A 21,051-nucleotide genomic window follows, 5' to 3' on the forward strand; every position below is an offset into this window, starting at 1 on the left:
CCGGCGCCCGGCGCCCGGGTCACCTCACAACTGGGTCGGCTGGCGCTCGGTCAGGCCGTAGGTCCTGGCGATCGCGTTCCACAACTTGGCCGCCTCGGCCTTCTGCGTGGTGGCGATGCCGCTCTCCCGGTTGCCGGCGGCGGTCTGGCCGGTGCTGTGGGCCTGCCCCTTCTTGCAGAGCTTGCCCTTCTGCCCGGCGACCTGGTCGGCCCAGGCCGCGTAGTGGTTGTCCGCGGAGGCGGACGCCTTCCACGCCTTGTTGAGCGCGTCGGTCAGCGCGGCGTGCTCGGGCAGCTTGTCGACGGAGATCCCCGACAGCTGGGTGACCAGGCTGTTGCGCTGCTCGGCGGCGCCGCGCAGGTCCTGGGCGGCCTGGGCGAGGTTGCCGCACGACTTCACCTGACCGACGGCACTGATCACCGTGGCCCGGCTGTCACCGCTGTCGGCGAGCAGCTTGTCCAGGGCGACGGCCTGCTCCTTCGCCGGGTCGGCGGACGGTGAGCCGGAGGCCTCGCTGCTCGCCGGGGCCGAGGCGGAGACGGGTTGAGGGTCCTTGTCCTGCTCACCGTCGCCACCCCCCGCGAGCAACGCGCCGGCCCCGATGCCGACCACGGCGATGGCGACGCCGCAGGCCGCGATGAGCGGCACCTTCGAGCCGGTGCGGCCACCGCCGTCCCGGGAGCCCCGGGAGGCCCGCCGCCCCTGCGCCGGGCCGGGAGCGTCGTAGGACGGCTGCGGGGAGGCGTGTCCGGTGCTCTGCGGCGGCCCCTGGTAGCGGGGCATGTGCTGGGTGGCGCCGGCCTGGCCGCCGTCGCCGCCGGGTCCGCCGCGGAAGAGGTTGTCGAACTCGGCGGGCGGCTGCCGGTCCCCGTACGCCCCCTGCGCGGGCACGGGCGGGATGTACTGCGTCGCGTCGGCGTCGGATCCGGACGGCATCGGTCCGGCCCCTCCGCCGTCCTCCTGGGCCCGCCCGAGGTAGGTCGTCGTCTCGGCGGGCCGGTCCGCCGGTCCACCGGACGGCATCTCGGGCGGCAGGGCCCCGGGCCCGACCGGCGGTATGTACTGCGTGGCGCCCTCGTCGCCGGAGGCCATGGGCGGCGCGTACCGGTGGGCGCTTCCGTCACCGGGCGCACCGGTGACGGGCGGGATGTACTGGGTGGCACCCTCGTTCCCGGGGCCGCCCGGGGCGGGGTAGTGACCGCCACCGACCGGCGGGATGTACTGCGTGGCCCCCTCGTCGCCGGGCGCGGCCGCGACCGGCGGTATGTACTGGGTCGCCCCGTCGTCGGCCGGCGGCATCGGTGCGCCGTGACCGGCGGGCGGCAGCGGCGCCGCGCCCGGCGTGGGCAGGGCGGGGCCCTGGCCCGGCGTTCCGTACGCCCCGTAGGACGCCTGCGGGTCGTTGCCGTACGGCTGGCCGGGCGTCGCCTCCTGGGGGAGCGCGCCCGGCTGGTCCTGCGCCGCCCACGGGGCGGGCTGCTGCGCCTGCCACGGGTCGGCGGGCGGGGTCTGCCAGTCCTGGCCCGGCTGCGGGGCCGGGGCCAGGTGCTGTTCGGGGCCCCACGGCTGCCCCCAGGCCTGGCCGCCGGGCGGCGCCGAGGCCGGGGCGGAGCCGCCCTGCGGGGCGCCGTGCCGCGGCCCCGCGGGCTGGTCGGCGGCTCCGCCCGTCATACCCGGCAGCAGCGGTTCGCCACCGTCGGAGGGCAGCACGATGCCTTCGCGCGCGGGCCGCGCCGAGGGCTGCTCGCCCTGTCCACTCTGCGTCACCGGGGCTCCTACAAATGGGGGACCATCGGAATCGTCGGCTCACGCTACCGGGTCCCCCGAGCCGGTCGCCACGCAGCACAGGACCTGACCTCATGCCCTGTGACCGCCGTAACAAAACCGGCCCGCGGCACGCTGCTTATGTCACCTCCGGCTCCCGGCGCCCTCGTTCTCCGCGCGTTCACGCCCGCGCGAGGCATACTTCACGCGGCAGCCTGGAGGTCCAGCCGCGCCCCGAACTCCCTTACCACGGACTCCTCCTGGAACGGCTCAAGCCGCTGCTGGAAGTCCTCCAGGTACTCGGCGCCCCGGTTCGAGCGGAGGGTCTCCAGCAGTTCGACCGCTTTCAGCCCCGTATGGCAGGCCTGCTCGATCTCGCGCTGCTGCACCTGTGCCGTGGCGAGCAGCACATAGCCGATCGCCCGCCTGCGCGCCCGGGACTCGGGGTGGCCGTCGAGGGACTCCTGCGCGCACCGCGCCGCCGCCTCGGCCTGGCCGAGATCGCGATGGCAGTGGGCCAGTTCGTCGGCGAGATAGGCCTCGTCGAAGTGCGCGATCCACGCCGGGTCGTCGCCGGAGGCGCCGTCCACCTGCTCCATGGCGGTCACGGCTCGCCCGGCGGCCGCCTGGGCGGCGCGCGCGTCGCCCAGCAGAGCGTGCCCGCGCGCCTCGGCGGCGAGGAACATCGCCTCCGCGCGCGGGGTCACGCGCCCCCGCGCCCCCTCCTGTGCCGCCCGCGCCAACTGGGCGATCTCCCGCGGGTTTCCGAGCTGCGCGGCCAGGTGGCTCATGGACGCGGCGAGCACATAGCCGCCGTAACCACGGTCACCGGCGGCCTGCGCGAGCCGCAGCGCCTGGATGTAGTAGCGCTGGGCGAGGCCCGGCTGCCCGGTGTCGACCGCCATGTACCCGGCGAGCTCGGTCAACCGCGCCACGGACGCGAAGAGTTCCCGCCCGACGGACTCCCGGTACGAGCCGGCGAGCAGCCCCGAGACGACGCTGTTGAGGTAGTGCACGACGACCGGGCGCACATGCCCGCTGCCGTACTGGTGGTCCAGGTCGACCAGGGCCTGCGTCATCGCGCGCACGGCCGCCACGTCCGACTGGCCCACGCGCGGGCCCGCCGAGCGCGCCACCTGCGCGTCGGGCGCGGAGATCAGCCAGTCGCGGCTCGGCTCGACCAGTGCGGAGGCCGCGACGGACGAACCGGACAGGAAGTCCCGGCGCCCCACGTCACTGCGCCACAGCTCGCAGACCTGCTCGATGGCTCCCAGTACCGTCGGCGAGAACTGGAGGCCGACGCCCGAGGCGAGGTTCTTGCCGTTGGCCATGCCGATCTCGTCGATCGTGACCGTACGGCCGAGCTTGCGGCCGAGCGCCTCAGCGATGATCGCCGGCGCGCGGCCACGCGGCTGCTGTCCCCGCAGCCAGCGGGCCACGGACGTCTTGTCGTAGCGCAGGTCGAGACCGTGCTCGGCGCCGCACATGTTGACCCGCCGGGCCAGCCCGGCGTTCGAGCAACCCGCTTCCTGGATGAGCGCTTGCAGCCGTTCGTTCGGCTGCCGTGCGACGAGAGGCCTTGCGGCCATGGCGTACCCCCTGAGGCTGCGGTGCCTGCCCGCACACCGAGTTGTCGTGTCTTCCAGGACCCGAGCCCCCCGCCCTGCGGGAGCGAGGAATTCCGGCCGTGAAGATCAATGCCCCGCGGACATACCGAAAATGCGAGGCATGCGAGGATTGCCGGGGTACCGGCGGTTGCCGACCCCACACCTGGCTACCCAGCTCCCGCCGCGGTTCCTCCTGCGCGCCCCCGGACATGCACCCATGCGCCCCGGATGCCGAATCGATGCTCCTCCCCCGCGCGCGGTCCGGCCGTAACCCGCGGTGGGGCTGGGAGTTGTGTTGAGCGTGGAAAAGACGATCCCGGCCACCGAAGCCGCACAGATTCCGAAGCAGCGCGGCGAATCGCTGCTGGAGACCGCCGTTCGCTACGCCGAGGAGCGCCACTGGGACGTGTTCCCCGGCACCTGGCTGGAAGCCGTCGGCGGGGTGCAGCGTTGCTCCTGCGGCGACGCCGCGTGCGGTGCGCCGGGGGCGCATCCGGCACGGCCGGACTGGGAGACGCAGGCGACCGGCAGCGCGACGGTGGCGCGCCGGATGTGGCAGAAGCAGCCGAACGCGTCGATCCTGCTGCCGACGGGCCGGACCTTCGACGCGATCTCCGTGCCGGAGACCGCCGGGTTCCTGGCTCTGGCCCGCATGGAGCGGATGGAGCTGACGCTGGGACCGGTGACGCTGACCCCGGACCGGCGGATGCAGTTCTTCGTGCTGCCGGGCGCGTCCGTGAAGGTTTCCGATCTGGTCCGGAAGCTGGGCTGGTCGATCGGGTCGCTCGACCTGGCCGCACTGGGCGAGGGCGGCTATGTCGCCGCGCCCCCCACCCGCTTCGGCTCTCGCGGCGCCGTCCAGTGGGTTTGCCGCCCCACCCCCGCCAACCGCTGGCTGCCGGACGCCGAGGAGTTGATCTCCCCGCTCGCGTACGCCTGCGGACGGGACCGCTGACCAGGTCCCACGGGACAGGGCTCCCCTTAGGGTGCTCCCATGAACCAGGGAGCAGAGGCGGGGACAGCCGCCGTACGCGTACGAGGGCTCTGGAAGCGTTTCGGGGAGCACGTCGCCGTCTCCGGGATCGATCTGGAGCTGCCCGCCGGGCGGTTCATCGGGCTGGTCGGGCCCAACGGGGCCGGAAAGACCACCACGCTGTCGATGGTCACCGGGCTGCTGCGCCCCGATCATGGCTCCGTCGAGGTGGTCGGGCACGACGTGTGGCGGGACCCGGTGGAGGTCAAGGCCCGCATCGGGGTGCTCCCCGAGGGACTGCGGCTGTTCGAGCGGCTGTCGGGCCGGGAGCTGCTGGCGTACACGGGCAGGCTGCGCGGTCTGCCCGGCGCCGAGGTCGACAAGCGGGCCACCCAACTGCTGGACGTCCTCGACCTGGCCGGCGCACAGCACAAGCTGGTCGTCGACTACTCGACCGGCATGCGCAAGAAGATCGGACTCGCCGCCGCGCTGCTGCACAACCCCGAAGTGCTGTTCCTCGACGAGCCGTTCGAGGGCGTCGACCCGGTGTCCGCCCAGACCATCCGGCGCGTACTGGAGCGGTACACCGCCTCCGGCGCCACCGTCGTCTTCTCCTCCCACGTGATGGAGCTGGTCGAGTCGCTGTGCGACTGGGTGGCCGTGATGGCCGCCGGCCGGATCCGCGCCCACGGCCCGCTCGCCGAGGTCCGCGGTGACGCCCCCACGCTTCAGCAGGCCTTCCTCGAACTCGTCGGCGCCCACGACCGCGACGCCGGCTCCGACCTGGACTGGCTCGGCGGCGGCGCCCGATGACCGGCACCACGGCAACCCTCGTACAGCTGAAGCTGTCCCTGCTGCGCAACGGCCTGCGGCAGTCCGCCGGTCGGCGCGCCGCCTACATCGCCTCCGCGGTCCTCGCACTGCTCTTCGCCGCGCTGCAACTGCTCGGCCTGGTCCTGCTGCGCGGCAACGACCACGCCGACGCCGTGATCGTGCTGCTGGTCGCCGTACTGGCGCTGGGCTGGGCGGTGATGCCGCTGTTCTTCCCCGGCGGCGACGAGACCCTCGACCCCACCCGCCTGGTCATGCTGCCGCTGCGGGCCCGGCCGCTGGTGCGGGCGCTGCTCGCGGCCTCCCTGGTCGGCATCGGGCCCCTGTTCACCGTGTGCATGCTGGTCGGCTCCGTGATCGCGGTGGCGCGCGGCACGGCGGCGTACGTCGTAGGAGTCGTCGCCGCCGTGCTGGCGCTGCTGGTCTGCGTGGCCCTCGCGGGGGCCGTCGCCGCCGCCAACATCCGGCTGCTGACCAGCCGCAGGGGGCGCGATCTGGCCGTGCTGAGCGGGCTCGTGATCGCGGTCGGCGCGCAGGTCGTCAACTTCGGTGCGCAGCGGATCGGTTCGGCCGGTCTGGGGCAGCTCGAACCGGCCGCCGACGTGCTGCGCTGGATACCGCCCGCCTCGGCGCTCGGCGCCGTGGACGCGGCCGGCCACGGCTCGTACGGCGTCGCCGCCGCCCAACTCGCCCTGACCGCGCTGGCCCTGGTGGCGCTCATCGCGGTGTGGGCACGGCATCTGGACCGGCTGATGACCTCGCCGGACGGGTCGACGATCCAGGCCATGGCCGACACCGCCGTACGCGACCGGTCCTCGGGCGGGCCGGCGCGGCTGCTGCCGGGCGGGCGGACCGGGACGGTCATGGAGCGCAGCCTGCGCTACGTGTGGCGCGACCCGAAGACCAAGGCGGCCTGGGTGACCTCGCTGGCCATCGGGCTGATCGTGCCCGTGTTCAACGCCTTGCAGGGCACCGGGTCGATCTACTTCGCGTGCTTCGCCGCGGGCATGCTCGGCATCCAGATGTACAACCAGTTCGGGCAGGACACGTCCGCGTTCTGGATGGTCGCCATGACCATCTCGTCCACCCGCGACGCCGCAGTCGAACTGCGCGCGCGTGCCTACGCCCTGCTGCTGATCACCCTGCCGTACGCCCTTCTCGTCACCGTCCTGACCACGGCGCTGCTCGGTGACTGGGCCAAGCTGCCCGAGGTGCTGGGCCTGTCGTTCGCGCTGCTCGGCGCGATGCTGGCGACCGGGGCGTGGACCTCGGCGCGCTTCCCGTACTCCATCCCGCAGGAGGGCTACAAGAACGTGGCCCCCGGCCAGGTCGGGCTGGCCTGGATCTCGATCTTCGGCGGGATGGTGGCCGCGGCCCTGCTGTGCGCGCCTGTCATCGTGCTGACCATCCTGATCAACGCCAGCGCGGACGGCGACGCGTGGACCTGGCTGCTGCTGCCCGTCGGGACGGCGTACGGGGCGATGCTCACCTGCCTCGGCCTCCGGCTGGCCGCGCCGCGCACCGCCCAGCGGCTGCCGGAGATCCTCGCGGCGGTCAGCAAGGGCTGAGCCGTCGGCCGACGTCGACTCCTGTTGCCCGCCTGCCGTGCGGGCTTACTGGAGGAGGCCGTGGGGCACGCCCGCGCCGCGCTCGACCACACCCCGGTCCACGATCCGATGCACCCGGTTGCGGCTGGTCAACCTGGGCGGGGCGCTGCTCGGGCTCGTGCGGGGCGGGCAGGTCCGGCATGCTGGAGCCGCCGGTGACCACGACGGCCACGCTCGCCGACCCGGCCGTGCGCGGCCTGCGAGAGCTGATCGACGCCGCGCCCTCGGACTTCTTCGGCTCCGCCGCCACCGGCGTGGACGACCTGCCGCGGCACCGCACCGTCGCCGCGAACATCCAGCGCGCGATCACCGCCGAACCCGACCCGCACCGACGCGAGCTGCTCGGCCGCCACCTGGCCCGCGCCCGCGCCGACGTCGCCCGCACCGATCCGTACGTGCGCCGGCTGCTCGCCATGGCCCACGTCTGGCAGATCCGCGCGGCCCCGCACACCGCCCGGCGCTGGTGCCTGCTTCGGGTGCTGCTGGTGACGACCGGGGCGGTGGGGTTCCTGACGGTCACGGGGAAGTGACCCCGGCATCGCCGGGGGCCTCGGCGCCCGTCACGCACCGAACGCCGACTCCAGGAACGGCTCGATCGCCGCCCGCCACGCCTCCGGCTGGTCGTAGTGGATGAGATGGCCGGCGTCGGCCACCTCGGCGTACTGCCCGCGCGGCAGGACACGCACCATCTCCTGGGCCTCTGCCCGGCCGAGCTCGCCGTCCAGGCCACGGACGACCAGGGCGGGGCAGCGCACCTGCGCCAGCTCGTCCCAGTGGGCGTCGTACACCCAGGTCTCGCGGGACTTCAGCATCTGCTCGATGTCGAAGACGGGCCGCCAGCCGTCCGGCGACTCGTGCATCACCTCGGCGTAGAAGGTGCCACGGGCCGGATTCGGCCGCTCCACCCAGGGGTCGTCCTCGCCGAACCACTTGCGCACGTCCGCCAGGGTGGCGAAGGGGACGGGCCAGGACGCGAACCAGCCGGCCCACTCGCGCTGCGAGGCGGCGCCGAGGGCGGAGGCCCGCATGTCGCAGATGATCACGCCGCTGACCAGGTCGGGGCGTTTGGCGGCGAGCTGCCAGGCGGTGAGCGCGCCCATGGCGTGGCCGATCAGGACGGCGGGGGCGAGGCCGAGCTGTTCGAGGGCGGCCTCGGCGTCGTCGACGTACGCCTCACGGGTGTACGCGGCCTGTGGGGGCTTCTCGCTCTGGCCGTGGCCGCGCTGGTCCAGCGCTACGGCGCGGTGGCGTCCGGACAGCCAGCGGGCCGTGGAGGCCCAGTGCGAGGCGCGGCCCATCAGGCCGTGCAGTAACAGCACGCCGGGCGACGGGTCGGAACCGCCGGCCAGGATGCCAGGGCCGGGCGTCGCCGGGTCAGGGCCGGATTTGGGCGGGTCTCCGTACTCCCAGGCCGCGAGTCGTACGCCGCCCGCCCCCGTCACGTCGATGCGTCGCGCCATTGGTGCCGGCACCCCCCAAGCTCCGCTCGGACCCGCTCGTACCTGTGCTAGCCGTGCTGTTCGCCCTACGGCTCTACTACCCCTGCCGGCTCTACTGGCTCAACTTGTCCTACTGGTCGTACCGTGTGCCCCACGGGACCGGTTCTGCCCCTGCAGACTATCGAATGGGCATTCGAGAATGGGCTTTCTGCGGGCAACACCCCTCGTTTGAGTGACGCCACTCGAGGAATGATCCCGGCGCCCCAGGGGAGATCTTCAGCGGGAGGCGGACCGCTCGGGGAAAAACGGTCCGAGGGGGATGACCCTGGGAGCTCGGGGCTCCGGGTCAGAACAGGGGAGGACAGGCCCCGGCGCCACACGGCGCCGGGGCCCTCCACACGACTCCGCCACATCCCCACCCCGCCCCTCAGACCCTCCGCTCAGGCGACAGCCTGGCACGCCCGACGGCCCGGCGCTGCGATTCGGCACACCGAGTCCAGGATTCGACGAGATCGGCAAGACGCGGCTGCCCGTCCCCGCCGAGGCCGACGACGACGCGCAACTACCCGCCGCCGTCCAGGAGTTGAGAAATCGAGCAGTGCGACCCGGCGAGCGGAGAGCTCGGCGCGTCGCGCACCCCGCAGGCCGCCGGCTCAGCGCTTGGCCACGAAGACGTGGGAGGCCACGTCCGACTCCAGTTCGGCCGCCTCGCCGCCGCTGCCCACCAGGACACCGCCCGCCGACTCCGTCACGCTCACCACCGAACCGGGCTGCACACCCGCCCGGCGCAGCGTGTACATCAGCTGCGCGTCCGTCTGGATCGGCTCACCGATACGGCGTACGACGACGGTCTTGCCCTCCAGGCCCGGGTCGAGGTCGGCCAGCGAGACCATGCCCTCGTCCAGGAACGGATCGGCGCCGTCCTTCTCGCCCAGCTCCTCCAGGCCCGGGATCGGGTTGCCGTACGGCGACTCGGTGGGGTGGCGCAGCAGCTCCAGCACCCGGCGCTCCACCGCCTCACTCATCACGTGCTCCCAGCGGCAGGCCTCGGCGTGCACCTGCTCCCACTCCAGGCCGATCACGTCGACGAGCAGACACTCCGCGAGGCGGTGCTTGCGCATCACCCGCGTCGCCAGCCTGCGGCCCTCGTCCGTGAGCTCCAGGTGCCTGTCGCTGGCCACGGACACCAGACCGTCGCGCTCCATGCGCGCCACCGTCTGGCTCACCGTCGGCCCGCTCTGGTCCAGCCGCTCGGCGATGCGGGCACGCATGGGGACCACACCTTCCTCTTCCAGCTCGAGGATGGTGCGGAGATACATCTCCGTGGTGTCGATCAGTCCGGACATACGTGCCCCTTGATTAGCTCTGCCGGAGGCTCGACCGCTCTCCGGCGCGTGCGCTGGCCCTGGCCTCAATTCTGCCGGATACCACCGACAACCGTGCCGCGGCGGCGAAACCGGGGGTTACATGCTGATACGTGACCGTGGGGCGCGCGGCACGAACGCCGCCTCCACGCCCGTATTGACATCCCACTGGTCCAGACCGCACCGTGATCCGCGACACACTGCGAGAGCGTGACAGCGGAGCGAAGGAGCTCACATGGGCGACAGCACGCCGGCCGACCAGTACCTCGACGCCGCGATCGGTCTGCTGCAGCGTGTCCGCGCGGAGGAGGCCGAGGCCGTCGCCGCCGCCGGCACGCTCCTCGCCGACACCGTCGCCTCCGGGGGCCGACTCTTCGCCTTCGGCGCCGGGCACTCCTCGCTCGCCGCGCAGGACGTCGTCTACCGCGCGGGCGGGCTCGCGCTGATGAACCTGCTGGTCGTGCCGGGCGTCGTCGGCGTCGACGTCATGCCCGCCACGCTCGGCTCCGCCCTGGAGCGGGTCGACGGCCTCGCCACCGCCGTCCTGGACTGCTCACCGATGCGCGCGGGCGACGCCCTCGTGATCATCTCCCTGTCCGGCCGCAACGCCCTCCCCGTCGAGATGGCGCTCAAAGCCCGTGCCCTCGGCGTCCGGGTGATCGGCGTGACCTCCGTCGCGTACGCCACCGAGACGTCGTCACGGCACTCCTCCGGGACGTACCTCAAGGACCACTGCGACATCGTCCTCGACTCGAAGATCGCCGTCGGCGACGCGGAACTCACCCACGACGCCGTCCCCGCCCCCTTCGCCCCCGCCTCCACGGTGGTGACCGCGGCCCTCCTCCAGGCCGTCACGGCCACGGCAGCCGTGGACCTCGCCGAACGAGGCATCGAGCCCCCGCTGCTGCGCTCCGGCAACGTGGACGGCGGCCACGACTGGAACGGGCGGGTGCTGGAGGAGTACGGGGACCGCATCTTCTACCGACACTGAACCCGGGCCTGCTCGACCCGGGCCCCACTCAGTCGCGGCGCTCCCCCACAAGCCCCGCCAGGTCCAGCGCCGTCGCGATACGCACGGCCACGTCCTCGGCGTACACCGTGTCCGAGCGCTCGAAGGCGCTCCGCCCGCTCCCCCGCAGGAACGTCACGACACCCAGCGTCCGGCCCCGGCTGCGCAGCACCGCGCACAGCGCGTGCACCGAGTCCGCCGGCCACTGCCGGGACTTCGCCCACGCGCGCGCCTGCTCGGCCGACACACTGCCGACGCTGGCACGCACGGTGCCGATCCGCTCCACGCACTGCAACGCCGGATGCCCCTCGCCGTACCGCGTCGGCAGCCCCGAGTGCCCCGAGAGCAGGCTCGGCCCCGGCGCGCCCGAGGGCGTGCCCGCCACCCGTACCAGCCGGACCGGCCCCACCGACTCCCCGTCGGACAGCGCACCGCCCGCCACCCGGTCGATCAGCGCGTGGTCCGCGAAGCCGGCCAGGGCGAAGTCGAGATGGACCGTCGCCGCCTCCGCCGGATCCTCGCAGTCGGCGGCCGTACGGGCCGCACGGTGCAGCTGATTGCTGCGGAACCGCAGCAGCGCCGCCTCCTGCTCGCCCTGCTTGGCCTCCGTCACGTCCTGGAACAGCCAGCCCACGCCAAGCGGAACCGGCTCCTCCGCCAGCGGCGAGGCCAGCCGCAGAAAACCGCTGCGCCAGCAGCGCCGCTTCTCGCCCTCCGGCGTGCGCACACTCACCCAGATCTCGGCCGGAGCAGGTGGCGCACCCTCACCCAGCACATGCGTGAGCGCGCTCTCCAGCTCCTCCACACCCTGCGCCAGCAGCTCACCCAGCGGCCGCCCCAGCACGGCCGTACGCCCGATACCCAGCGCGCGGGCCGCGTGCGCGTTCACCACCGCGGGACGCAGATCCGCGTCGACCAGGACGACTCCCCAGCTCGCGTCCTCGAACAACGCCTCGCTCAGCGCGATGGACCGCTCGAGATCGATCTGCGCGTGCACCTCGCTGAACGCGCAGTACACGCCCGCGGGCTTGCCGTCCGGCCCCCGCACCGCCGCCGACTGCGTCCGCACGAGCACCCGCCCGCCGTCCTTCGTCAGCAACGCGAACTCGTGCACCTGGCGGCCCGGCGCGTTCATGACGGACAGCAGTCGCCCCTCGACCTCCTCGGCGTCGGCGCTGCGCACCGCCCACCCGGCGAAGCCGGGCCGGCCCACAGCCTCCTCCGCCGTCCAGCCGAGAATGCGCTCGGCCTCGCGGTTCCAGTGCGTCACGACGCCGTCGGCGTCGAAAGCGCACAGCGCCGCGTCCATGCCGTCCAGCAGGGCGGCAAGCAGATCCGAACCACCCGACCCCTCAGGTCCGTCCGGACCCTCGGGCCCCTCCGGGCCGTCGGGTCCCTCCGGACCGGGCTCGTCCGGTCCGAGTTCGTCCGTGGTCCCACTACGCCGGGAAGCACTCACCTGGACCCCCTGCAGGCTGCGTCAGCACGAGCGGCGCGTCGGTTCGTTCACTTGCCATCATTCAACTCGAACGTGACGCAGCCCACATATGGTTCCCGCAAGATTGCGGGAATCGTTGTGCGGCGGAAAACCGCACGACAACCGAGGGACAACCGCCCACTCACTCTCGATGACCGAAAGCCGCAGGTCAACCCACTCACCCCGGCCCCCGGGAGCACATACCGGTCAACCTCGGCGAACCCACGCGACTCGGCGGAGCGCAGACCGTCCGCGTGGGTCGCCAGAACACAGGTCTCCACCACCCCGGCACCAGCACGCGCCCGACCCCGCCCCCACTCCGGCAGCACCCGGGCGAGAGCACCTCACCGACGTGCGCGTTCTCCAGCTCCACAGGCACCGTAGGCGCGGGCAGGTGGGCGGTACCGGCGCGAATCGCTGGTGCCGAATTCCCGGAAAACCGGTTGATCGGTGGCCGAGCGGTTCTTAGGGTTGCAGGTACTTCAGAAGGGAGGTGGTTCGGCAGATGTACGCATACCGGACGGAAGAGGTGGCTGCGGGCTAGCGGCCCGTCACCACACGAAGTGCGGTGCCGGACCAGCGTGTGCGACATACACGCAGCCGGCCCAATCTCCAGCAGTCACCCGACCCGCGAGTCGCCGGTACGTCCGGCCGGCCCCTCCTTGGAGGAACCAGACTCGCGGGTCGTCTGCGTCAGGGGCCTTCGGGGGTCAGCGGGCGATGTCGTCGAAGCCCTCGATGGAGCGGGGGTCGCGGGGGCCGGGACCCATGTAGCGGGCGGAGGGGCGGACCAGACGGCCCGTGCGCTTCTGTTCGAGGATGTGGGCGGACCAGCCCGCCGTGCGGGCGCAGGTGAACATGGACGTGAACATGTGGGCGGGGACCTCGGCGAAGTCGAGCATGATGGCCGCCCAGAACTCGACGTTCGTGGCCAGGATCCGGTCCGGGCGGCGGTTGTGGAGTTCCTCCAGGGCCGCCTTCTCCAGGGCCTCGGCGATCTCGAAGCGGGGGGCGCCGAGTTCGCGGGCGGTGCGGCGCAGGACACGGGCGCGGGGATCCTCGGCGCGGTAGACGCGGTGGCCGAAGCCCATGAGGCGTTCGCCCTTGTCGAGGGCCTGCTTGACGTATGCCTCGGCGTCGCCGGTGCGTTCGATCTCCTCGATCATGCCGAGGACGCGGGAGGGGGCGCCGCCGTGGAGGGGGCCGCTCATGGCTCCCACGGCGCCGGAGAGGGCCGCCGCGACGTCGGCGCCGGTGGAGGCGATGACCCTGGCGGTGAAGGTGGAGGCGTTCATGCCGTGTTCGGCGGCGCTGGTCCAGTAGGCGTCGACGGCGGCGACGTGCTTGGGGTCGGGCTCGCCGCGCCAGCGGATCATAAAGCGTTCGACGACGGTTCCGGCCTTGTCGATCTCGCTCTGCGGGACCATGGGGCGGCCCTGGCCGCGGGCGGACTGGGCGACGTAGGAGAGGGCCATGACGGCGGCGCGGGCGAGGTCCTCGCGGGCCTGTTCGGCGTCGATGTCAAGGAGGGGTTTGAGGCCCCAGACGGGTGCGAGCATGGCGAGGGCGGACTGGACGTCGACGCGGATGTCGCCGGAGTGCACCGGGATGGGGAAGGGCTCGGCGGGCGGCAGGCCGGGGTTGAAGGCCCCGTCGACGAGCAGGCCCCAGACGTTGCCGAACGAGACCTGACCGACCAGGTCCTCGATGTCGACGCCCCGGTACCGGAGGGCGCCGCCCTCCTTGTCCGGTTCGGCGATCTCCGTCTCGAACGCGACGACTCCCTCGAGTCCGGGTACGAAGGACATCAGGCGGCTCCTCGGATGTGTACGACAGGCGGTTGTGGGCCACGGGAGTGGTGCGGCACCCCGTGTGTGTGCGGGTGTGGCCGGGCTGCCGGTGGTGCCGGTGGTGGCCGGCTTGCCGACTGTGATCGGGTGATCGGGTACGAGCGTGTAGCCAGTGGTGACGGGTGACCGATGGTGCGGGTTGTGGTGACCGTGTTTCAGGTGTGGAAACGAGTGATCGCCCGGAGGATCCACGGTCGGTCGCGGACTCGCGGTCCTGGGCGGTCATGGGGGTGATGCCCCGTGGGACGGGCGGTCACCCAACGGAACGGCATCTGCACGATATCCCCGGGTGCCACCCTTGGGGAGAGGTGACGGCACTCAGTGCCACTGCGTGACGAACGCCACCATACCGACGGCCCGGCGTGTATACGGCAAGATGACCGGGTGACCGACGAACACGCCGTCCCCGCTGCGCCCGATCCCGCCGCGATGCGCAAGCACTACCGGGCGGAGGGGTTGTCCGAGTCCGAGCTGGCCGCCACGCCGGTGGAGCAGTTCGCGCGGTGGTTCAAGCAGGCCGCGACGGAGGGCCGGCTGTTCGAGCCGAACGCGATGGTGGTCTCGACGGCGGACGCGGAGGGCCGGCCGAGTTCCCGGACGGTGCTGTTGAAGCATTTCGACGACGCGGGCTTCGTCTTCTACACGAACTACGACTCCCGCAAGGCGGGCGATCTCGCCGGGAACCCGCACGTCTCGCTGCTGTTCCCCTGGTACACGATGGCCCGCCAGGTGATCGTGACGGGCGTGGCGCGGCGCACCGGCCGGGACGAGACCGCCGCGTACTTCCGCACCCGTCCGCACGGTTCGCAGCTCGGTGCGTGGGCGAGCGCCCAGTCGTCGGTGATCGGCTCGCGGGCCGAGCTCGAGGCCTCGTACGCCGACCTCGCGGCCCGCTATCCGGAGGGTGAGCAGGTTCCGGTGCCGGTGCACTGGGGCGGCTTCCGGGTGGCGCCGCGGACGGTGGAGTTCTGGCAGGGCCGGGAGAACCGCCTGCACGACCGTCTCCGGTACACGTCGAGGCCGGACGGCGGCTGGCGGGTGGAGCGGCTCAGTCCGTGAGGTGGCCGGGGCCCGGGGGTGCGGCCTCCGGTTCAGCCGAGGGCCTCGTCCAGCAACGCGGCCCACTGTGCCACGATCCGTTCACGGCGCCCGGCGTCGTCGGTGAGGAGATTGGCGAGGCCGAGACCGCGGGCCATGTCGAGGAGTCCCTGGACGGTCTCGCGGACGCCGGGGCGGGTTTCGTCGGCGGCGAGGAGCTCGACGGCGATGCGGTGGGTCTCGCGGCCGACGCGGGCCTCCAGTTCGGTGACGCGGGGGCGGAGCTGGTCCTCGTCGGAGGCGGCGACCCAGAGGTGGAGGGCGGCGCGGAAGAGCGGGCCGGTGAAGAGGTCGACGAGGGCGCGGACCATCGCTTGGCGGTCGCCTGCCGCGCCCTGCGGGAAGAGAGCGCGCAGGGCGCCGGAGCGTTCCTCGGCGACGTACTCGACGGCGGCGGTGAAGAGGTCCTCGCGGGTGGGGAAGTGGTGCTGGGCGGCGCCGCGGGAGACGCCGGCGCGTTCGGCGACGACGGTGACGGTGGAGCCTGCCCAGCCGTGTTCGGCGAGGCAGGCCACGGCGGCTTCGAGGAGCCGTTGCCGGGTGGCGCGGCTGCGGTCCTGCTTGGGTACGCGGTCGGCGCGGTCCCCGGCGGTCACCGTCGTGACCGTGCCGGCCGCGCCGGCCGGGTTCACAGCACCCATGGGGGATCCCGTCGTTCGAGGAAGGCTGTCATGCCCTCGCGGGCGTCGGCGGAGGCGAACATCCGGGCCGAGAGGGCGGTCAGCGGGGCCGCGTCCCGGTCGAACGTCTGCAGCACCTTAGCCGTGAGCAGCCGTTTCGTCTCGGACAGGGCGTGCGGCGAGGAGCGCCGCAGGCCGTCGAGGATCGGTTCGAGTACGGCGTCGGCGTCGTCGCCGGTGGCGGTGAGCAGGCCGATGCGGGCCGCCTCGGCGGCGTCGAAGCGTTCGCCGGTGAGGTAGTAGCGGGCGAGGGCGCGCGGGTCGGTGCGGGGCAGCAGCGGCAGGGAGATGACGGCGGGCGCGACGCCGATGCGCACCTCGGTGAAGGCGAAGGTGGCGGTGGTTGAGGCGGCGGCGATGTCGCAGGCGCCGAGCAGGCCGAGGCCGCCGGCGCGCACGTGTCCGGTGACGCGGGCGACGACGGGGCGGGGCAGTTCGGTGATCTGCCGGAGCAGGTTCACGAGGGCGTCCGGGTCGGGTGGATCGCGCAGGTCGGCGCCGGCGCAGAAGGTGTTGCCGGTGTGGGTGAGGAGGACGGCGCGGACGTCGCCGTCCTTGCCGCAGTCGGTGAGCGCGTCGGCGAGTTCGCCGACGAGGGCGGCCGAGAGGGCGTTGCGGTCGGCCGGGGAGTCGAGGGTGAGGGTCTCGACTCCCCGGGCGCGGGTGCGGCCGATCAGGGTCACGCGTTCTCCCGGAGTTGGCGGCGCAGTATCTTGCCGGAGGCGGCGCGGGGGACGCCGGCGATGAAGGTGACCTGGCGGACGCGTTTGTAGGGGGCGACGCGTTCGGCGACGTGCATCATGACCTCGTTCTCGGTGAGGTCGGGCGCGGTGGGCTGGCGGACGACGTAGGCGCGCGGGATCTCGTTCCCGTCGTCGTCGTGGACGCCGATGACGGCGGCGTCGGCGATGCCCGGGTGGGTGAGGAGCAGGGCCTCCAGTTCGGCGGGGGCCACCTGGAAGCCCTTGTACTTGATCAGTTCCTTGACGCGGTCCACGACGAAGAGCCAGCCGTCGGCGTCGACGTGTCCGACGTCCCCGGTGTGCAGCCAGCCGTCGGCGTCGATCATCGCGGCGGTGTCGTCGGGGCGGCCGAGGTAGCCCTTCATGACCTGGGGGCCGCGGATGAGGATCTCGCCGGGTTCGCCGGTGCCGAGGTCCTTGCCGGGGTCGTCGAGGGAGACGATGCGCATCTCGGTGCCGGCGATGAGCTTGCCGACGGTGCCGGGCGGGGCGTCGGCCATGGCGTCCAGGGGGACGACGTGGGTGCCCGGGGAGAGTTCGGTCATGCCGTAGGCCTGGCCGACGGGCGGCAGGTCGAGCCGCTGGGAGCAGGCGGCGGCGAGGTTCGCGTCGAGGGGGGCGGCGGCGCTGATGACGTACTTCAGGGACGACAGGTCGTACTGCGCGACCGCGGGGTGTTTGGCGAGGGCGAGGACGATGGGTGGGGCGACGTAGAGGCCGGTGATGCGGTGGTTCTGGATGGCGGCGAGGAACTGCTCCAGGTCGAAGCGGGGCAGTACGACGACGGTGGCGCCGACTCTGAGGGGGGCGTTCATGAGGGCGGTGAGGCCGTATATGTGGAAGAAGGGCAGTACGGCGAGGATGCGGTCGCCGGGTCCCGCGGAGACCGCCGGGTGGAGTTGGGCGAGGTTGGTGGCGATCTGGCGGTGGGTGAGCATCACGCCTTTGGGGATGCCGGTGGTGCCGGAGGAGTAGGGGAGGGCGGCCACGTCCTCGGTGGGGTCGATGGCGATCCGCGGTTCGGGGGCCGTGGAGGCGAGCATGTCGATCAGTGAACGGTGGCCGGGCGCGCTGTCGCAGACGAAGATCTCGTGGACGCCGCCCGCGAGTTCGGCGGCTCTGCGGGCGGTCTCCAGCAGCGGCGAGACGGTGACGATCCAGCGGGCGGCCGAGTCGCGCAGCTGTTTGGCGAACTCGTCGGCGGTGGCGAGCGGGTGCACGGTGGTGACGGCGGCGCCCGCGCGCGTGGCGGCGTAGAACGCCGTGGGGAAGGCGATGGTGTTCGGGCTGTGCAGGGCGAGGACGTCGCCCTTGCGGACGCCGGCGTCGGCGAGCGCGGCGGCGATCCGCCGGTGGAACCGGTCCACCTGCTCGTACGAGAGGGTGGTGCCGTCGGTGCCGTCGACAAGGGCCGGCAGGTCGCCGAAGTCGGCGGCGTGGCCCAGGACGGCGTCGTGGATGGGAAGTTCTACGGGCGAAACGTCGGCGTACGCGCTGCGGAACACGGTTCCTCCAAGCGGTGCGGCTCAGTACGACTTGGGCAGGCCGAGGGTCTGGTGGGACACGTAGTTGAGAATCATCTCCCGGCTCACCGGTGCGATACGAGCCACGCGCGAGGCCGTTATCAGTGAGGCGAGGCCGAACTCGCGGGTGAGGCCGTTGCCGCCGAGGGTGTGCACGGCCTGGTCGACGGCTTTCACGCAGGCCTCACCCGCCGCGTACTTGGCCATGTTGGCGGCCTCGCCCGCGCCGATGTCGTCGCCCGCGTCGTAGAGGTGGGCCGCCTTCTGCATCATCAGGCGGGCGAGTTCGAGGTCGATGTGGGCCTGGGCGAGGGGGTGGGCGATGGCCTGGTGGGCGCCGATGGGCGACTTCCAGACAGTGCGTTCGCGTGCGTAGTCGATGGCCTTGGCGAGGGCGTGGCGGCCCATGCCGATCGCGAAGGCGGCGGTCATGATGCGTTCGGGGTTGAGGCCGGCGAAGAGTTGCAGCAGGCCGGCGTCCTCGTCGCCGACCAGTGCGTCGGCGGGCAGGCGTACGTCGTCCAGGGTGAGCTCGAACTGCTTCTCCGCGGCGTTGAGTTCCATGTCGATGGGCCGCTTCTGGAAGCCTTCGGCGTCGGTCGGGACGATGAACAGGCAGGGCTTCAGGTTGCCGGTGCGGGCGTCCTCGGTGCGGCCGACGATGAGGACGGCGTCGGCCATGTCGACGCCGGAGATGAAAACCTTCCGGCCGGTGAGGAGCCAGTCGGCGCCGTCCCGCCGGGCCGTGGTGGTGATGCGGTGGCTGTTGGAGCCGGCGTCGGGTTCGGTGATGCCGAAGGCCATGAGCCGGGTTCCGTCGGCGATTCCGGGCAGCCAGTGCCGTTTCTGGGCGTCGGTGCCGAAGCGGGCGATGACGGTGCCGCAGATGGCGGGTGAGACGACCAGCATGAGGAGGGGGGATCCGGCGGCGCCCAGCTCTTCGAGGACGATGGAGAGTTCGGCTATGCCGCCGCCTCCGCCGCCGTACTCCTCCGGGAGGCTGACGCCGAGGTAGCCGAGCTTCCCGGCGTCGGCCCAGAGTTCGGTGAGGGGCTTGCCTTCGGCGACGGTGCGGACGAGGTAGTCGCGGCCGTAGCGCTTGCCGAGGGCGGCCACGGCGGCGCGCAGTGCCTTGTGCTCCGCGGGTTCGATGAGGGTGGTCATGCGGACCTCCGTGTACGGGTCGAGTGTGGTTGATCGCGCTCACGCGGCGGAGCCGCATGTTCCCTACAGCCCCGCGCCCCTCACGTCGGCTGCACCACCGCCAGCAGCAGGCCCGGCTCCACCTGCTGTCCCGGCTTGGCGTGCAGAGCGGTGAGCGTGCCGGCGGCGGGTGCCGAGATCTGGTGCTGCATCTTCATCGCCTCCAGCCAGATCAGGGGCTGCCCGGCCGTCACGACGGCGCCCTCGGTGAGGCCCTCGGCGACACGTACGACCGTGCCCGGCATGGGGGCGAGGAGGGAGCCCGGGGCGTGCTGGGGGGTGGGGTCGGGGAAGCGGGGCAGGGCGGTGAGGCGGGTGGCGTTGACGTGTACCTGGTCGCCGTAGCGTGCGACCGCGAACCTCCGTCGCACTCCGTCCACTTCGAGTACGACTTCGTCGGCGCGGGCGTGGACGACGCGGACGCCTTCCGCCGTGAGGCCCTCGCGGGTGTGCCGGTAGTGGGCCTCGTGTTCCTCGCCGGCCATGGTGTAGCGCTTGGTCTGGGGCTGGGAGGGGACGTTGCGCCAAGCGCCGAAGCGGCTGCGGCCGGCGGCGTCGGCGAGGGCCGCGGCCAGGGGGGCGTGCGGGTCGGGGGCGGGTTCGGTGAGTTCCTGGAGGTGGCGGGTGTAGAAGCCCGTGTCCATGCGGGCCGTCGTGAACTCCTTGTGGCGCAGGGAGCGGATCAGGAGGTCGCGGTTGGTGGCCGGTCCGTGGATCGTGGTGCGTTCGAGGGCGCCGGCGAGTTTGCGGATGGCTTCCGCGCGCGTGGGGGCGTGGGCGACGGCCTTGGCGAGCATGGGGTCGTAGTGGACGCCGATCTCGTCGCCGCCGGTGTAGCCGGTGTCCAGGCGGATGCCGTCGGGGGCGTCGAGGCGGTGGAGGGTGCCGGTCTGCGGGGCCCAGTCCCGGGACGGGTCCTCGGCGTACAGGCGGGCCTCGACGGCGTGGCCGCGTGCCGGCGGGGGGTCGGTGTCCAGGGCGTGGCCCTCGGCGATCTGGAGCTGCAGGGCCACCAAATCGATGCCGAAGACGGCCTCCGTGACCGGGTGTTCCACCTGGAGGCGGGTGTTCATCTCCAGGAAGTGCGCCGTGTCGTCGGCGACCAGGAACTCGACCGTGCCGGCGCCGGCGTAGCCGACGGACCGCGCGGCGCGTACGGCCGTCTCGTGGAGGGACTCGGTCAGTTCGCGTGTCAGGCCGGGGGCCGGGGCCTCCTCGACGACCTTCTGGTGGCGGCGCTGGAGGGAGCAGTCGCGGGTGCCGAGGGCCCACACGGTGCCGTGGGTGTCGGCGAGGATCTGCACCTCGACGTGCCGCCCGTCCTCGACGTACGGCTCGACGAACACCTCGTCGTCGCCGAAGGCCGCGAGCGCCTCCGCGCGGGCGGCGGTGAGCTCCGCGTCCAGGTCCGCCAGGCGCCTGACGACGCGCATTCCGCGTCCGCCGCCGCCCGCGGCCGCCTTGACCAGGACGGGCAGGTCGGCCTCGGTGACTTCCCGCAGGGGCGCGATCCCCAGCAGTTCCTTGGCGCGGGTCTTGGACGCCATCGCCTCGATGGCTCCCGGGGGCGGGCCGATCCACAGGAGTCCCGCGTCGAGGACCGCGCGCGCGAAGTCGGCGTTCTCGGAGAGGAAGCCGTAGCCGGGGTGCACCGCGTCGGCGCCGGAGGCGAGCGCGGCCCTGACGATCAGGTCGGCGCGCAGATACGTCTCGGCGGGCGCCGCTCCGGGCAGCCGTACGGCGGCGTCGGCCACCCGTGGGTGCAGGGCGTTCGCGTCGGCGTCCGAGTGCACCGCGACGGTGCGGATGCCCAGCTCACGGCAGGTGCGGAAGATCCGGCAGGCGATCTCGCCCCGGTTGGCGACAAGAACGGTGGTGATCAC

Annotated in this window: 17 protein-coding genes; 6 read left to right on the forward strand and 11 right to left on the reverse strand. The window is 72.7% G+C overall.

Annotation, left to right across the window (positions count from 1 at the left end):
- Nucleotides 1-24 precede the first annotated feature (24 nt).
- A complete protein-coding gene (locus ACFV6X_RS08320) occupies nucleotides 25-1,767 on the reverse strand; it encodes a hypothetical protein (RefSeq protein WP_385379428.1) in 1,743 nt (580 codons plus the stop codon).
- Between the two features lie 200 nt (nucleotides 1,768-1,967).
- Entirely contained in the window at nucleotides 1,968-3,353 is a 1,386-nt protein-coding gene (locus tag ACFV6X_RS08325) for a transcriptional regulator (RefSeq protein ID WP_385379431.1), read from the reverse strand.
- A 310-nt stretch (nucleotides 3,354-3,663) separates the two neighbouring features.
- Here ACFV6X_RS08325 and ACFV6X_RS08330 point away from each other — a divergent pair, with 310 nt between their 5' ends.
- The 4 genes from ACFV6X_RS08330 (at nucleotide 3,664) to ACFV6X_RS08345 (ending at nucleotide 7,312) form a co-directional block, all read left to right on the forward strand.
- On the forward strand, nucleotides 3,664-4,326 hold the full coding sequence (locus tag ACFV6X_RS08330; protein ID WP_385379434.1) for a bifunctional DNA primase/polymerase: 663 nt from the start codon (nucleotides 3,664-3,666) through the stop codon (nucleotides 4,324-4,326).
- 39 nt (nucleotides 4,327-4,365) lie between these two features.
- Nucleotides 4,366-5,157 (forward strand): ABC transporter ATP-binding protein, encoded by a 792-nt coding sequence (locus ACFV6X_RS08335; protein ID WP_385379437.1) that lies wholly within the window; start codon nucleotides 4,366-4,368, stop codon nucleotides 5,155-5,157.
- Entirely contained in the window at nucleotides 5,154-6,743 is a 1,590-nt protein-coding gene (locus ACFV6X_RS08340; protein ID WP_385379440.1) for a transporter, read from the forward strand. Before ACFV6X_RS08335 ends, ACFV6X_RS08340 begins: the two co-directional genes overlap by 4 nt.
- 194 nt (nucleotides 6,744-6,937) lie before the next feature.
- A complete protein-coding gene (locus ACFV6X_RS08345; RefSeq protein ID WP_385379443.1) occupies nucleotides 6,938-7,312 on the forward strand; it encodes a hypothetical protein in 375 nt (124 codons plus the stop codon).
- A 30-nt stretch (nucleotides 7,313-7,342) separates the two neighbouring features.
- On the opposite strand, the gene ACFV6X_RS08350 is transcribed toward ACFV6X_RS08345, so the two are convergent.
- Both ACFV6X_RS08350 and ACFV6X_RS08355 read right to left on the reverse strand, forming a co-directional pair.
- Entirely contained in the window at nucleotides 7,343-8,242 is a 900-nt protein-coding gene (locus ACFV6X_RS08350) for an alpha/beta fold hydrolase (protein WP_385379445.1), read from the reverse strand.
- A 632-nt stretch (nucleotides 8,243-8,874) separates the two neighbouring features.
- A complete protein-coding gene (locus ACFV6X_RS08355; protein WP_020130217.1) occupies nucleotides 8,875-9,567 on the reverse strand; it encodes a metal-dependent transcriptional regulator in 693 nt (230 codons plus the stop codon).
- Between the two features lie 253 nt (nucleotides 9,568-9,820).
- On the opposite strand from ACFV6X_RS08355, the gene ACFV6X_RS08360 reads away from it, so the two are divergent.
- Complete coding sequence (locus tag ACFV6X_RS08360) at nucleotides 9,821-10,576, forward strand: SIS domain-containing protein (RefSeq protein WP_385379448.1); 756 nt, start codon at nucleotides 9,821-9,823, stop codon at nucleotides 10,574-10,576.
- 28 nt (nucleotides 10,577-10,604) lie between these two features.
- Here ACFV6X_RS08360 and ACFV6X_RS08365 read toward each other — a convergent pair whose 3' ends face one another.
- Together ACFV6X_RS08365 and ACFV6X_RS08370 are read right to left on the reverse strand one after the other, a co-directional pair.
- The gene (locus tag ACFV6X_RS08365) at nucleotides 10,605-12,053 is read right to left on the reverse strand and encodes a PAS domain-containing protein (protein ID WP_385379451.1); all 1,449 of its coding nucleotides are present in this window, start codon (nucleotides 12,051-12,053) and stop codon (nucleotides 10,605-10,607) included.
- 728 nt (nucleotides 12,054-12,781) lie between these two features.
- A complete protein-coding gene (locus tag ACFV6X_RS08370) occupies nucleotides 12,782-13,882 on the reverse strand; it encodes a citrate synthase 2 (RefSeq protein ID WP_385379935.1) in 1,101 nt (366 codons plus the stop codon).
- A gap of 423 nt (nucleotides 13,883-14,305) precedes the next feature.
- Between ACFV6X_RS08370 and pdxH the strand changes: the two genes are divergently transcribed.
- Nucleotides 14,306-14,980, forward strand: coding sequence for a pyridoxamine 5'-phosphate oxidase (pdxH, locus tag ACFV6X_RS08375; RefSeq protein ID WP_365457179.1), 675 nt, complete (start codon nucleotides 14,306-14,308; stop codon nucleotides 14,978-14,980).
- Between the two features lie 32 nt (nucleotides 14,981-15,012).
- Here the strand turns inward: pdxH and ACFV6X_RS08380 are convergent, their stop codons facing one another.
- The 5 genes from ACFV6X_RS08380 to ACFV6X_RS08400 all read right to left on the reverse strand — a co-directional run bounded on the left by ACFV6X_RS08380 (nucleotide 15,013) and on the right by ACFV6X_RS08400 (nucleotide 21,051).
- A complete protein-coding gene (locus ACFV6X_RS08380; protein WP_385379454.1) occupies nucleotides 15,013-15,660 on the reverse strand; it encodes a TetR/AcrR family transcriptional regulator in 648 nt (215 codons plus the stop codon).
- Nucleotides 15,648-16,382, reverse strand: coding sequence for an enoyl-CoA hydratase family protein (locus tag ACFV6X_RS08385; protein ID WP_385379457.1), 735 nt, complete (start codon nucleotides 16,380-16,382; stop codon nucleotides 15,648-15,650). The genes ACFV6X_RS08380 and ACFV6X_RS08385 overlap by 13 nt, the downstream gene beginning before the upstream one ends.
- Nucleotides 16,379-17,947, reverse strand: a complete 1,569-nt coding sequence (locus ACFV6X_RS08390) for a 4-coumarate--CoA ligase family protein (RefSeq protein ID WP_385379460.1) — start codon at nucleotides 17,945-17,947, stop codon at nucleotides 16,379-16,381. Before ACFV6X_RS08390 ends, ACFV6X_RS08385 begins: the two co-directional genes overlap by 4 nt.
- A 21-nt stretch (nucleotides 17,948-17,968) precedes the next feature.
- Entirely contained in the window at nucleotides 17,969-19,129 is a 1,161-nt protein-coding gene (locus ACFV6X_RS08395; protein ID WP_385379463.1) for an acyl-CoA dehydrogenase family protein, read from the reverse strand.
- Between the two features lie 80 nt (nucleotides 19,130-19,209).
- Nucleotides 19,210-21,051, reverse strand: coding sequence for an acetyl/propionyl/methylcrotonyl-CoA carboxylase subunit alpha (locus ACFV6X_RS08400; RefSeq protein WP_385379466.1), 1,842 nt, complete (start codon nucleotides 21,049-21,051; stop codon nucleotides 19,210-19,212).

Origin of the sequence: Streptomyces sp. NPDC059861, assembly GCF_042731435.1 — a bacterium.
GTDB lineage: Bacteria > Actinomycetota > Actinomycetes > Streptomycetales > Streptomycetaceae > Streptomyces.